Below are 11,839 nucleotides of genomic sequence, written 5' to 3'. Positions count from 1 at the left end.
CTTTCCGTGTCCGCCTGGTTCACCTCGGTCATCAGCCCGAAGGCGCTGGACCGTGGTCAGCCGAGGGTGAAGAGGGGGTGGTCGACGGCGGTGGCGGGTTTGGGGGTCCAGGTCTGCTTGTCGCGGCTGTATTCGAGGATCTCGTTGCTCTCCTCGGTCGTCGCCAGGATCGCGTCGCCCAGCGCGGCCAGGCGCTTCAGCCGTTTGCTGGTGGTCGGGAGCTGAGCGGTCTCGCCGTCGCCGACGTTGATCTCGTTGACGAACTGGCCGGCCTTGGTCTGGACCAGGACCAGCAGGTGGCCGCCGTCGCTCCAGGCGATGTCGACGATCTCGTCGCCGCCGGACACCGTCGTCAGCGTCTGGAAGTTGCTGAGCATCGCGTTGCCGCCGCCGCCCGTGAGCGCGCCGACCTGGACCTCGCTGTCGCCGACCGTGACCGCGACCCGGACGCCGTCCCTGGCCATCCGCAGGGAGGTCACGTCCTGCCCGCGGAGCGCGGGGGCGGCGATGCGTTCCGGGCCGCGCCCGACGACGGGGTGGGAGCGGATGACGGCGTCGTTGCGCCGGTCGAACGTCCACAGGCTGCCGTCGCGGTGCCAGGACGGGTCCGTGAGGTCGGTGCCGGGGATGGACTCCTGCCAGCGGCCGTCGGGAGAGTGACGGGTCACCCAGATGCCGCCCGCGGCGGACCTGGCGGCGATGCGGTCGCGGTCCTTGGAGATCGCGAAGCCGGTGTAGCCCTCGCTGGGCTGCCCGGCGGGTCCGGTCACCGGGTGGCCCTCGCCGTCGGGGGCGAGGATGAAGACGGTGCCGTCGCTGGTGTAGAAGACCTGTTTGTCCTCGCTGCCCAGCCAGCTCTCCGGCAGGTTGGCGGGCACGGTGAGCGGGCCCGACGAGAAGAACTGCTCGCCGTCGAGGAGCACTTCGAGCGTGCGCCCGTTGGCCAGGTTGTTGCTGCTCAGGCTGGCCCTGAGCTGGGCCTGGAACCCTTGGGTGAAGGTGGAGAGCGGGTTGAACGGACCGCCCATGTTGATCAGCACCCGGTCCTCGCTGGACCGGATCCACCGCACCCTGGCGCCGTCGGGGAACTCGTTGCCGACCGCGCCCTGCAGCGCGCTGGTGGGCCCTTCGACAAGGCGTTCGATGATGGTCTGGGCGAAGCTCTTGTCGGGGTCGACGCGCAGCCGCACCCGGTCGACGACCAGCCGGTCGGGCTGCGGGTCGGCGCCGGAGGAGCCGTTGAGGTAGTAGAGGTTGGTGGGCCGGTACGCGCGGCGCACGTCGGCGTCGGTGAGCAGGAGGCCCTGCTGCAGCCCGTTGACCCTGTAGGCGCCGCTCGCGTCCTTGACCAGGGTGAACTGGCGAGTCATCTTGGGGTCGTCGGACCGGCTGACCGGCACGTACGTGTCGTCCTCGTTGATCTGCGCGATCTTGTTGCCCTGGACGGTGATGACGGTCTCGCGCTTCTCCTTGTCCTCGATGAGCTCGCCGAACCGGAACGAGTTGTCGATCACGGTGATCGCGCCGTCGGGTTTCCAGACGCGCCTGGCCTCCTCGGTGAGGTAGCCGGGCAGGACGGAAGGGTCGTCGTGGTAGGCGGCCATGGCGGCCAGCAGGCCCTCCACGACCTGTTGCGGCCCCCAGTCGGGCTGCGGCGCGACGGCGACCATCCGCTGGAACGGCACGGTGACCGAGTCGCCGCTGCCCGCCTCGTCCACCGGGAAGGGCCCGCCCACGGGGATGACGGCGCACCCGGTGACGGCCGTGAACAGCGCCAGCGCGAAGCCGGCGGCCCTGAGCCGCCTAGACCTCGTCATGCCCGCCCCCGTCGCCGGTGGCCGGCAGCAGCACCGGCGTCATCTGGCCGCGCCAGGTGCGGCGCATCTCGATCTCGGGCGGCACCAGCGACAGCGGGGAGCCCTTGAGCCCGGTGCCGGCCTTCCTGGGCAGGGTGAGCCGGAACTGCGAGCCTTCGCCCGGCTGGCCCCACGCCTGCAGCCAGCCGCCGTGCAGCACCGCGTCCTCGCGGGAGATGGCCAGGCCGAGACCGGTGCCGCCGATGGTCCTGGCCCGCGACGGGTCGGCCCGCCAGAACCGGTCGAAGACCAGCGTCTCCTCGCCGGGTTTGAGCCCGATGCCGTGGTCGCGCACGGCGACCGCCACCGCGTCCCTGTCGGCGCCCACGGTGACCACGACGTCGCGGCCCTCGCCGTGCTCGATGGCGTTGAACAGCAGGTTGCGCAGGATGCGCTCGACCCGGCGGTTGTCGATCTCGGCCATGCACGGCTCGTTGGGCAGCCGCAGCTCGAAGCGGGTGCTGTGGCGTTCGGCCAGCGCCTCGGAGTCGGCGATGGCCCGCAGCACCACGTCGCGGACGTCGACGGAGTCGAGGTCCAGGGTGGCGGCGCCGGCGTCGTACCGGCTGATCTCCAGCAGGTCGGCCAGCATCGACTCGAACCGTTCGAGCTGGGCCTGCATCAGCTCGGCGGAGCGGGAGGCCATCGGCTCGAAGTCCTCGCGCGCGTCGTACAGCAGGTCGGCGGCCATGCGGACGGTGGTGAGCGGGGTGCGCAGCTCGTGCGAGACGTCGGAGACGAACTGCCGCTGCACCTGCGACAGCTCCTCCAACTGGTGGATCTTCAGCGCCAGGTTGGCGGCCATCTCGTTGAACGAGGTCGCGAGTCTGGCCAGGTCGTCCTCGCCGCGTACCTTGAGCCGCTCGTCGAGCTTGCCCGCCGCCAGGCGCTCCGCCGCCTGGCGGGCCAGCCTGACCGGCGTGACGACCTGGCGGGCCACCAGGTACGCGATCGCGGCGAGCAGCAGCACGAGCCCGAAACCGACAACGACGATGGCCAGCCGGACGTTCGACAGCATCTGCTCTTCTTCGTCGAACGGGAAGAAGTGGTAGACCTCGTAGCTGCCGTTGACGTGGAGGATGGCGCCGATGACGAGGGTCTGCCGGGGCTGGCTCTCGCCGGGGAAGCTGATCGGCTCGGTGTAGCGCTGCGGCCTGTCGATGAACTTCTCCGCCTGGCGGCGCAGCATCTGCTGGAGGGCCAGGGGGATGTTCTGTTCGCTGACGTTGCCGGACGCGCGTGACCTGCCCGGCTCGTCGACGTTGAGGATCAGCACCTCGTAGCGCTTCTTCCAGCCGTCCCTGCCGGTGCCGATGATGGTGTCCATCACCTCGTCGAGCGGGTCGGGCGGCACGCTGTTGCCGGAGTCGGAGGGCTTGGCCTGGTCGTCCTCGCGCCGGATGAGCGCGTCGGCGATCTGCAGCCGGTCGGCGGCCGCCTCGCTCGCGGCGGACTGCTGGCGGCGCTCGATGACGGAGTTGTTGATCTGGTCGGAGAGGAAGATGCCGAGCACCACGACCACGATCACCGAGATCACCAGGGTGCTGGTGACGACCTGGAGCTGGAGCGAGCGCCGCCACAGCCGCCGGATCCTGCCCGCCGCACGACGAGCCCGCCGCCGGACTCCGCCGAGTATCTGGCGGAGCGTCCGGCGGCGCGGACGTCTGGTCTTGGCCGGGGGCATGGCGGGGGAGGCGGGACGCTAGGCGGGGCCGGCCTTGTAGCCCACGCCGCGGACCGTCACCACGATCTCGGGGTGCTCGGGGTCCTTCTCGATCTTGGCGCGGAGGCGCTGCACGTGCACGTTGACCAGGCGGGTGTCGGCCGCGTGGCGGTAGCCCCAGACCTGCTCCAGCAAAACCTCGCGGGTGAACACCTGGCGCGGCTTGCGGGCCAGTGCGACGAGCAGGTCGAACTCGAGCGGCGTGAGGTTGATGGTCTCCTCGCCGCGCTTGACCGAGTGGCCGGCCACGTCGATGGTGATGTCGCCGATCTGCAGGATCTCGGGGGTGGGCTCGTCGGTGCGGCGCAGTCGCGCCCGCACCCGGGCCACCAGTTCCTTCGGCTTGAACGGCTTGACGATGTAGTCGTCGGCGCCAGACTCCAGCCCCAGCACCACGTCGATGGTGTCGCTCTTGGCCGTGAGCATGACGATCGGCACCCCGGACTCCGCCCGGATCCGGCGGGCGACGTCGATGCCGTCGGCGCCGGGCAGCATCAGGTCGAGCAGGACGAGATCGGGACGCGTGTCACGGAACGCGTCCAGCGCCTTGTCGCCGTCACTGACAAAGGATGGTTCGAAGCCCTCTCCGCGCAACACGATGCCCAGCATCTCGGCGAGAGCGGCATCGTCGTCGACGACCAGCACGCGACCTTTCATGGCCCCTCATTCGTTCTACGCATTTTGGGACATACCTGCACGGTCGGTGAAGGTTACCCCCGCCCGGCCCATGAGTGTGACATGAGTCCCGCGGAAGGCGGACATCCGGCTCGCACCACGACCGCTCCCCCTCAGTCTGCGGTAACAGAAGGTCTTTCGGCCACCCTGGGAGAGATCCTCGACGCGGGACCGCGTGCCCGGGGACGCGGTCTTGTCCAGGGCTGGACCCCACCCACCCGGCCAGCGTGCCAGGATTGGGATATGTCAGACGGTCACGGTCCCACGTCAGAGAGGCCTCCAGGCTGGGCCGCGGAGCAACCCCCGCCCTACGGCGCGCCTCCGGCGTCGCCGTGGACCGCCCCCGGCGGTGCGCAGCAGCAGCCCTCCGGTCCTTCGTTCGCACCCCCGGAGGGCGGGCAACCGTCCTTCGCGCCTCTCCCCCCTCCGCCCCCAGGGCATCTGCCCTATATGCCCGCGCTGCGGCCCGGCATCATCCCCCTGCGGCCGCTCGGCCTGGGCGACATCTACGACGGCACGATCAAGCTGATCCGCTCCAACCCGAAGGCCGTGCTCGGCCTGTCGGCGGTCGCGGCCCTGCTCGTCGCCATCCCGGTGGCCGTCGGGCAGGGCTTCGTGTTCGGGACCATGACCCCGTACCTGGACGAGTCCACCGCCTTCGGCGCGGGGGACCCGGCCCTCACCTCCGGCTCGCTCGTGGCCCAGCTCGCCGGCTCGCTCGTCTCGGCGGCGATCAGCTTCGTCGCGGTGACCGTGCTGACCGGGGTGCTGACGCGCATCCTCGGCCGGGCCGTGTTCGGCGGCAGGATCACCGCCCAGGAGGCGTGGCGGACGACCAAGAGCAGGCTGCCCGCCCTGTTCGGCGTGGTCGCGCTGCAGGGTCTCATCATGCTGGTCCCGGCGGCCGTGACGGTCGCGGTGCTCGCGGTCGCCATCACGGCGGGCGTCTCGGCCGGGGCGACCATCGTGGTGTTCCTGCTGATGTTCCTGTTGTCTCTCGCGTACGTGCTGTTCTTCCGTGCGCGCTTCGCCTTCGCGCCGGCCGCCGTGGTGCTGGAGGGCAGGGGGCCGATCGACGCGATGCGCCGCTCGTGGAGCCTGGTGACCGGCCAGTTCTGGCGCGTCCTGGGCATCCTGGTGCTCACCATGCTCATCGTCGGGCTGATCACGACCGTCCTGCAGCTGCCGTTCACCATCGCCGGGTCCCTCATCGGCATCCTGGGTGAGGGGTCGGTGGGAACGGTCGTGATCAGCTCCGTCCTGGTCGCCATCGCCGGCATGCTCGGCGCCATGCTCACCTACCCGCTGGAGGCGGGCGTCTCCGGGCTCCTGTACGCGGACCGCCGCATGCGGTCCGAGGCCTTCGACCTCGTCCTTCAGACGGCGGCCATCGAGCAGCAGCGACAGGGCTGGGTGCCCACCTCGGCCGACGAGCTGTGGCACCCGTCCCACTCCGCCCGGTCGTGAGCCCGATCGACAGGGAGGACGCCGCCTGGGGCGCGGCGCGCGAACTCCTCAAACCCCAGTACGCGCAGGAGCCGCTGTTCGACCGGTTGACGCGCCACCTCGACCAGTTCGTCGGCGACCTGCTGGACATGACCGCCGGCGGCGGGGCCGCGGGCGGCGTCCTGGCGGCGATCGTCATCCTGCTGCTGCTCGTGGGCACCGCCCTGCTGGTCGCCCGGCAGATCCGCCGCTCCGGCCGGCGGCGGGCCGGGTCCGGCGAACTGTTCGACGTGCGGCGGCTGACGGCGGCCGAACACCGGGAGGCGGCCGAGCGGTTCGCCGCCGAGAGCCGCTGGACCGAGGCCGTCCAGGAGCGGATGCGGGCCATCGCCCGTGACCTGGAGGAACGCGCCCTGGTCGACGGGATGCCGGGCCGCACCGCCGACGAGCTCGCCGCCGAGGGCGGCCTGGCGCTCCCGGCCTTCGCCGCCGACCTGACGGCCGCGGCCCGCTCCTTCGACGACGTCACGTACGGCGGCGTCCCCGGCACCCCCGCCGCCTACGAGTCCATGACCACGCTGGACACCCGGCTCGCGGCCGCCCGCCCGGCCGCCCTGGGCGCCGCCTCATGACCACGCCGCACCAGGCGCCGCCGGCGGGCGGGAGCGCGTCGGCGCCGACGTCGCCGACCCTGAGGTCGATGTGGCGGGGCGGCCGGCTCATCGCGCTGCTCGGCCTGATCGTCGTGGCGATCGCCGCGATCACGACGCTGCTCGGCCCCGACCCGCGCCAGGAGCGCTTCCTCGATCCCGACGACACCTCGCTGCGCGGCTCCAAGGCCCTGGCCGAGCTGCTGCGGGCCAGAGGCGTCACGGTGGACCGGGTCGACTCCGTGGAGAAGGCCAGGGCGCTGGGCGGCGACCGGCTCCTGTTCGCCTCCGACACCCTGTACCTCGCCACGGACGACCTGACGGACCTCCCCGGTGACCGGCTGCTCGTCGGAGCGTTCGACCTGAAGCAGCTCGCGCCCGGTGTCGAGCCGGCGCCGGAGGTCGCGCGGGAGCGCTCGCGCGCGCCCGAATGCGCGCTGCCGGCCGCGGCCGCCGCCGGCAGCGCGTTCATCGGCGGGGTCGCGTTCGAGGTCCCCCCGGGCGGCACCGGCTGCTACCCGTCGCGCGAGGGCTGGACGCTGGTCACCCACGCCGCCCCGACGGGCACCACCACGGTCGTCGGCAGCGGCTCCTTCATGACGAACCTGCGCCTGGACGAGGACGGCAACGCCGCGCTGGCCATCAACCTGCTCGACACCGGCAAACCCGTCACCTGGCTGGTGCGCCCCGAGAACCCGTCCCCCGGCGACCTGGCGGGGGAAGAGGGCCGGTCGATATACGACCTGATGCCGCCGGGCATCGGCTGGTCGCTGCTCATGGCGGGCGTGGCGGTCGTGCTGGTGGCGTTCTGGCGGGGCAGGCGGCTCGGGCCGGTCGTGGTGGAACGGCTGCCGGTCGTGGTGCGTGCCGCCGAGACCGTGGAGGGCCGCGGCAGGCTCTACCGCGCCAGGAAGGCCAGGGAAAGGGCCGCGGGAGCGCTGCGGGCCGGCGCGCTCGACCGGCTGATCCCCCGGCTCGGGCTGGGACGGGGCGCGAACGGCCACGAAGTGGTCGCGGCGATCGCCGCCGGCACCGACGAGGACCCCCGGCAGGTGGGCGACGCGCTGTACGGCCCGCCGCCGGAGAACGACGAAGGGCTGGTCGCCCTGGCCGGATACGTTGACCACATCGAAAGGAAGGTCAGTGAGCTCTGAGCATTACGCCGGGGTGGCGGCCCCCGCGGACGCGGCCAGGGAGGCGCTGGGCGCACTCCGTGCCGAGGTGTCCAAGGCCGTGGTCGGACAGGACGCGGTGGTGACCGGGCTGGTCATCGCCCTGCTGTGCCGGGGCCACGTGCTGCTGGAGGGCGTGCCGGGCGTGGCCAAGACACTGCTGGTGCGTACCCTCGCCGCGGCGCTGGCGCTGGATTCCAAGCGGCTGCAGTTCACCCCCGACCTGATGCCGGGTGACGTGACCGGCTCGCTCATCTACGACGCCAGGACCGCGGAGTTCGAGTTCCGCGAGGGCCCGGTGTTCACGAACCTGCTGCTCGCCGACGAGATCAACCGGACCCCGCCGAAGACACAGGCGGCGCTGCTGGAGGCGATGGAGGAGCGGCAGGTCAGCGTGGAGGGCGCGGCCAGGCCGTTGCCCGACCCGTTCGTGGTGTGCGCCACGCAGAACCCCGTCGAGTACGAGGGCACCTACCAGCTCCCCGAGGCCCAGCTGGACCGGTTCCTGGTGAAGCTGACGGTGCCGCTGCCGCCGCGCGAGGAGGAGATCGCGGTGCTGGAGCGGCACGCGTCCGGCTTCGACCCGCGCGACCTGTCGCACATCAAGCCGGTGGCGACGGCCGCCGACCTGGCGGCGGGCCGCGAGGCGGTGGCGCGGGTGCACGTCGCCCCCGAGGTGCTCGGCTACATCGTGGACGTCGCCCGCGCCACCCGGAACTCGCCGTCGCTCCAGCTCGGCGTCTCACCGCGCGGGGCGACCGCGCTGCTGGCGGCCTCGCGCGCGTGGGCGTGGCTGTCGGGCCGCGCCTACGTGACGCCCGACGACGTGAAGGCGCTGGCCAGGCCCGCGCTCCGGCACCGCGTCCAGCTGCGGCCGGAGGCGGAGCTGGAGGGCGCGACCGCCGACGGCCTGCTCGACGGCATCCTCGCCTCGGTCCCGGTCCCGCGGTGACGGCCCGCCGATGGCTCTGACGGGACGCGCCGGGCTGGTCGCGGCGCTCGGGATCGTGGTGGTGCTGTTCGCGCCCCAGCCCGGCCCCGCGCTGGCCGGGGTGTGCCTGCTGCTGGCCGCCGGGATCCTCGTGGACCTGACCCTCGCGGGCGCGGTGCGGCCGCTGCGCTTCCATCGGTCGGGTGAGCGGCTGGTGCGGCTCGGTGAGAGCACGACGGTGGAGCTGACGGTCGAGAACCCCGGCGGCAGGCGGGTGCGCGGCGTGCTGCGCGACGCCTGGCAGCCGTCGGCCGGGGCGGCGCCGCGTGAGGCGCCACTGGACGTGCCGGCCGGCGAGCGCCGCAAGGTGGTGGTGACGCTCACCCCGACCAGGCGCGGCGACCGCGAGTCCGTGGCGGTGGCCGTGCGCTCGCTCGGGCCGCTGGGGCTGGCCGCCCGCCAGGGCGGTCACCGCTCCCCGTGGACGGTGCGGGTGCTGCCGCCGTTCCTGTCGCGCAAGCACCTGCCCGCCCGGCTGGCCAGGCTGCGCGAGCTGGACGGCCGGCATCCCGCGCTGGTGCGCGGGCAGGGCACCGAGTTCGACTCGCTGCGCGAGTACGTGGCCGGCGACGACGTGCGCTCGATCGACTGGCGCGCCACCGCGCGCCGGCACGACGTGGTGGTCCGCACCTGGCGGCCGGAGCGCGACCGGCGGGTGCTGATCGTGCTCGACACCGGCCGCACCTCGGCGGGCCGGGTCGGCGCGGCACCGATCCCGCTGGCCGGGGCGGTCCCGAAGGGCCCGGCCGGGCAGCCGGCGCGTCCCGAGCCCGGCTGGCCGAGGCTGGACTGGTCGATGGACGCGGCCCTGCTGCTGGCCGCGCTCGCCGCCAGGGCCGGCGACCGGGTGGACCTCCTGGCCTACGACCGGTCGGTGCGCACCTGGCTGAGCGGCGCCTCCCGCACGGAGCTGCTGTCGTCGCTGGTCAACGCGATGGCGCCGATCGAGGCCGAGCTGGTCGAGGCCGACGCGCAGGGCATGGTGGCGGCCATCCTGGCCCGCGCCAAGCGGCGCTGCCTGGTCGTGCTCCTCACCGACCTGAACGCGGCCGCGATGGACGAGGGCCTGATGCCGGTGCTGCCGCAGCTCTCCGCACGTCACCTGGTGCTGGTGGCCGGCGTGTCGGACCCGCGGGTGGCGGCGATGGCGGCCGGGCGCGGCACGGCCGAGGAGGTGTACGACGCGGCGGCGGCCGAGCACGCCCGGCTGGAACGCAGGCGGATCACGGCCAGGCTGCGCCGCCACGGCGTCGAGGTGGTCGACGCGCCGCCCGACGACCTCGCGCCCGCGCTGGCCGACCACTACCTGGCCCTGAAGGCGGCCGGGCGGCTCTAGACGCTCGGGGCGACGTCGGGGGCGTCCTCCAGGTCGCCGGTCTGCCCGTCGCGGGTCGCGCGGCGTCCGAGCACGATCACGTACACGAGGAAGACCACCTCGGCGAACACCCCGATGCCGACGCGGGCCGCGGTGGGCAGCCCGGACGGGGTGACGAACCCCTCGATCAGCCCCGACAGGAACAGCACCACGATGAGGCCGAGCCCGACCGCCATGACCGCCCGGCCCTCTTCGGCGAGGGCCTCGACGCGCCGGCGCGTGCCGGGCGCGATGACGGCCCAGCCGAGCCGCATGCCGGCGGCCGCGGCCAGGAACACGCCGGTGAGCTCCAGCAGTCCGTGCGGGGTGATGAGGCCGAAGAAGATGTCGAGCTTGTCCCTGGAGGCCATGAGACCGCCGGAGACGCCGACGTTGGCGGCGTTCTGCCACAGGACGTAGGGGATCGGCAGGCCGAGCACGGCGGCGTACGCGAGGACCTGGAACGACACCCACGCGTTGTTGACCCACACGTGGGTGGCGAAGGAGGCCGCGGGGTTCTCCGAGTAGTAGTCGGCGAAGTCGTGCTCGACCAGCTGGGTGATCTCCTCCTCGGTGGCGATCACCGACTGCACCTGGGGGTCGCCGGCGACCCAGGCGCCGACCGCCCAGGCCACCGCCACGAACGCCAGCGACGTGGCCAGCCACCACCAGCGCGTCCGGTAGGCCACCGCGGGGAAGGAGACCGTGAAGAACCGCACCACCTCCCGCCAGGCGGGGCTGCGCGCGCCGGTGACGGCCGAGCGGGCCCTGGCGACCAGCGCGGACAGCCGTCCGGCCAGCATCGCGTCGGCGGAGGAGGAACGGACGATCGACAGATGGGTGGACACCCGCTGGTAGAGCTCGACGAGCTCGTCCACCTCGGCCCCCGTCAAGGAGGCGCGATGCTTGACGAGGTGGTCCAGCCGGTCCCAGGTCGGGCGGTGGGCCGAGACGAACGCGTCGATGTCCACGGAGACCATTGTGGCCGCTCACGGGGACGGTCATTGCCGTTAGGCTCCACTTATGTCAGAGGTTGTGACCGGCGATGCCGTCGTCCTCGAGGTACGGGTCGCGCAGTTCCCCTCGCGCGCCGTGGCCCTTCTCATCGACGTCCTCGTTCAGCTGGTGCTGCAGGCGGTGGGCTTCTACGCGCTGCGGCTGTTCGCGGATTTCACCGACGTGTCGATGCTCACGGTCATGGCCATCGGGATCTCGGTGCTCGTCCTGGTCGGCTACCCGGTGGCGGTCGAGTCGCTGACGCGGGGGCGCAGCCTCGGCAAGCTGATCCTCGGGCTGCGCGTGGTGAGCGACGACGGGAGCCCTGAGCGGTTCCGGCAGGCGCTGGTCCGCGGGGTGACGGGGGTGGTGGAGATCTGGGCGTTCTTCGGGGCGCCGGCGCTGATCTCCTCGCTCGTCTCGCCGCAGGGCAAGCGGGTGGGCGACCTGTTCGCCGGGACGATCGTGATCTCGGAGCGGGTGCCGCGGAGCCGCGCCGACGCCATCGTGATGCCGCCGCAGCTCGCGCACTGGGCGGCGTCCCTGGAGCTGTCGCGGCTGCCGGAGGAGGTGGCGGCGGCGGCCCGGCAGTACCTCACCCGCCGGCATGACCTGTCGCCGCAGATCCAGTACGAGATGGGGGTGCGGATCGCCACCCAGACGGCGTCGTTCGTGTCGCCCGCGGCGCCGGCGGGCGTGCCGCCGCACGCCTACCTCAGCGCCGTCCTGGCCGAGCGCCGCCGCCGCGACCAGGCCAGGCTGATGCGCCACGCCGCCCCTGCCCCCCACGGCCCGCAGGTCGAGTACGGGCCGGGACAGCCTCCGCAGGCCCCGTACGAACCGGCACAGCCTCCTCCACCTCCTCAGGGCCGGCCGGTCGCGGCGCCTCCCCCGCCTCCCCCGCACTCCCAGGAGACGCGCGGCGGCTTCGCGCCTCCGCAGTAGGGGGGCATGAAAGGGCGCCGGCCCCGGGAAG

General features: G+C 72.9%; 10 protein-coding genes. 6 read left to right on the top strand and 4 right to left on the bottom strand.

The window, feature by feature from the left end; genetic code table 11:
• Nucleotides 1-56: 56 nt before the first annotated feature.
• Genes OUY22_RS05235 through mtrA form a run of 3 tightly spaced genes read right to left on the bottom strand, consistent with a single transcriptional unit; the run spans nucleotide 57 to nucleotide 4,236 of the window.
• Nucleotides 57-1,817, bottom strand: a complete 1,761-nt coding sequence (locus OUY22_RS05235; RefSeq protein ID WP_270153601.1) for an LpqB family beta-propeller domain-containing protein — start codon at nucleotides 1,815-1,817, stop codon at nucleotides 57-59.
• Nucleotides 1,804-3,540: an MtrAB system histidine kinase MtrB gene (gene mtrB, locus OUY22_RS05230; RefSeq protein WP_270153600.1), complete on the bottom strand. Its 1,737-nt coding sequence runs from the start codon at nucleotides 3,538-3,540 to the stop codon at nucleotides 1,804-1,806. Before mtrB ends, OUY22_RS05235 begins: the two co-directional genes overlap by 14 nt.
• 18 nt (nucleotides 3,541-3,558) lie before the next feature.
• Nucleotides 3,559-4,236 carry an MtrAB system response regulator MtrA gene (mtrA, locus tag OUY22_RS05225; protein WP_043620615.1) on the bottom strand — a complete coding sequence of 226 codons (678 nt, stop codon included), beginning with the start codon at nucleotides 4,234-4,236 and terminating at the stop codon, nucleotides 3,559-3,561.
• 468 nt (nucleotides 4,237-4,704) lie between these two features.
• On the opposite strand from mtrA, the gene OUY22_RS05220 reads away from it, so the two are divergent.
• From OUY22_RS05220 to OUY22_RS05200, 5 genes are read left to right on the top strand one after another with little or no spacing between them, the layout of a single operon-like run.
• On the top strand, nucleotides 4,705-5,721 hold the full coding sequence (locus tag OUY22_RS05220; RefSeq protein ID WP_270153599.1) for a glycerophosphoryl diester phosphodiesterase membrane domain-containing protein: 1,017 nt from the start codon (nucleotides 4,705-4,707) through the stop codon (nucleotides 5,719-5,721).
• Nucleotides 5,718-6,332: a DUF4129 domain-containing protein gene (locus tag OUY22_RS05215; RefSeq protein WP_270153598.1), complete on the top strand. Its 615-nt coding sequence runs from the start codon at nucleotides 5,718-5,720 to the stop codon at nucleotides 6,330-6,332. The genes OUY22_RS05220 and OUY22_RS05215 overlap by 4 nt, the downstream gene beginning before the upstream one ends.
• A complete protein-coding gene (locus OUY22_RS05210; protein WP_270153597.1) occupies nucleotides 6,329-7,504 on the top strand; it encodes a DUF4350 domain-containing protein in 1,176 nt (391 codons plus the stop codon). Before OUY22_RS05215 ends, OUY22_RS05210 begins: the two co-directional genes overlap by 4 nt.
• Complete coding sequence (locus OUY22_RS05205; RefSeq protein WP_270153596.1) at nucleotides 7,494-8,474, top strand: AAA family ATPase; 981 nt, start codon at nucleotides 7,494-7,496, stop codon at nucleotides 8,472-8,474. Before OUY22_RS05210 ends, OUY22_RS05205 begins: the two co-directional genes overlap by 11 nt.
• Nucleotides 8,475-8,484: 10 nt before the next feature.
• Nucleotides 8,485-9,849, top strand: coding sequence for a DUF58 domain-containing protein (locus OUY22_RS05200; RefSeq protein WP_270153595.1), 1,365 nt, complete (start codon nucleotides 8,485-8,487; stop codon nucleotides 9,847-9,849).
• Here the strand turns inward: OUY22_RS05200 and OUY22_RS05195 are convergent.
• Nucleotides 9,846-10,838, bottom strand: a complete 993-nt coding sequence (locus OUY22_RS05195; protein ID WP_270153594.1) for a stage II sporulation protein M — start codon at nucleotides 10,836-10,838, stop codon at nucleotides 9,846-9,848. The genes OUY22_RS05200 and OUY22_RS05195 overlap by 4 nt on opposite strands.
• A 52-nt stretch (nucleotides 10,839-10,890) precedes the next feature.
• Between OUY22_RS05195 and OUY22_RS05190 the strand changes: the two genes are divergently transcribed.
• On the top strand, nucleotides 10,891-11,808 hold the full coding sequence (locus OUY22_RS05190; protein WP_270153593.1) for an RDD family protein: 918 nt from the start codon (nucleotides 10,891-10,893) through the stop codon (nucleotides 11,806-11,808).
• Nucleotides 11,809-11,839: the final 31 nt, after the last annotated feature.

Origin of the sequence: Nonomuraea corallina (assembly GCF_027620315.1) — a bacterium.
GTDB classification, from domain to species: domain Bacteria; phylum Actinomycetota; class Actinomycetes; order Streptosporangiales; family Streptosporangiaceae; genus Nonomuraea; species Nonomuraea corallina.
The sequence above is the reverse complement of the archived record's forward strand: the minus strand, read 5'-3'. Positions and strand labels throughout refer to the sequence as shown.

Coding starts and splice junctions, on each gene's coding strand:
- OUY22_RS05190 (WP_270153593.1), top strand. CDS start 10,891: ATGTCAGAGGTTGTGACCGGCGATGCCGTCGTCCTCGAGGTACGGGTC.
- OUY22_RS05235 (WP_270153601.1), bottom strand. CDS start 1,817: ATGACGAGGTCTAGGCGGCTCAGGGCCGCCGGCTTCGCGCTGGCGCTG.
- OUY22_RS05220 (WP_270153599.1), top strand. CDS start 4,705: ATGCCCGCGCTGCGGCCCGGCATCATCCCCCTGCGGCCGCTCGGCCTG.
- mtrA (WP_043620615.1), bottom strand. CDS start 4,236: ATGAAAGGTCGCGTGCTGGTCGTCGACGACGATGCCGCTCTCGCCGAG.
- OUY22_RS05210 (WP_270153597.1), top strand. CDS start 6,329: ATGACCACGCCGCACCAGGCGCCGCCGGCGGGCGGGAGCGCGTCGGCG.
- mtrB (WP_270153600.1), bottom strand. CDS start 3,540: ATGCCCCCGGCCAAGACCAGACGTCCGCGCCGCCGGACGCTCCGCCAG.
- OUY22_RS05200 (WP_270153595.1), top strand. CDS start 8,485: ATGGCTCTGACGGGACGCGCCGGGCTGGTCGCGGCGCTCGGGATCGTG.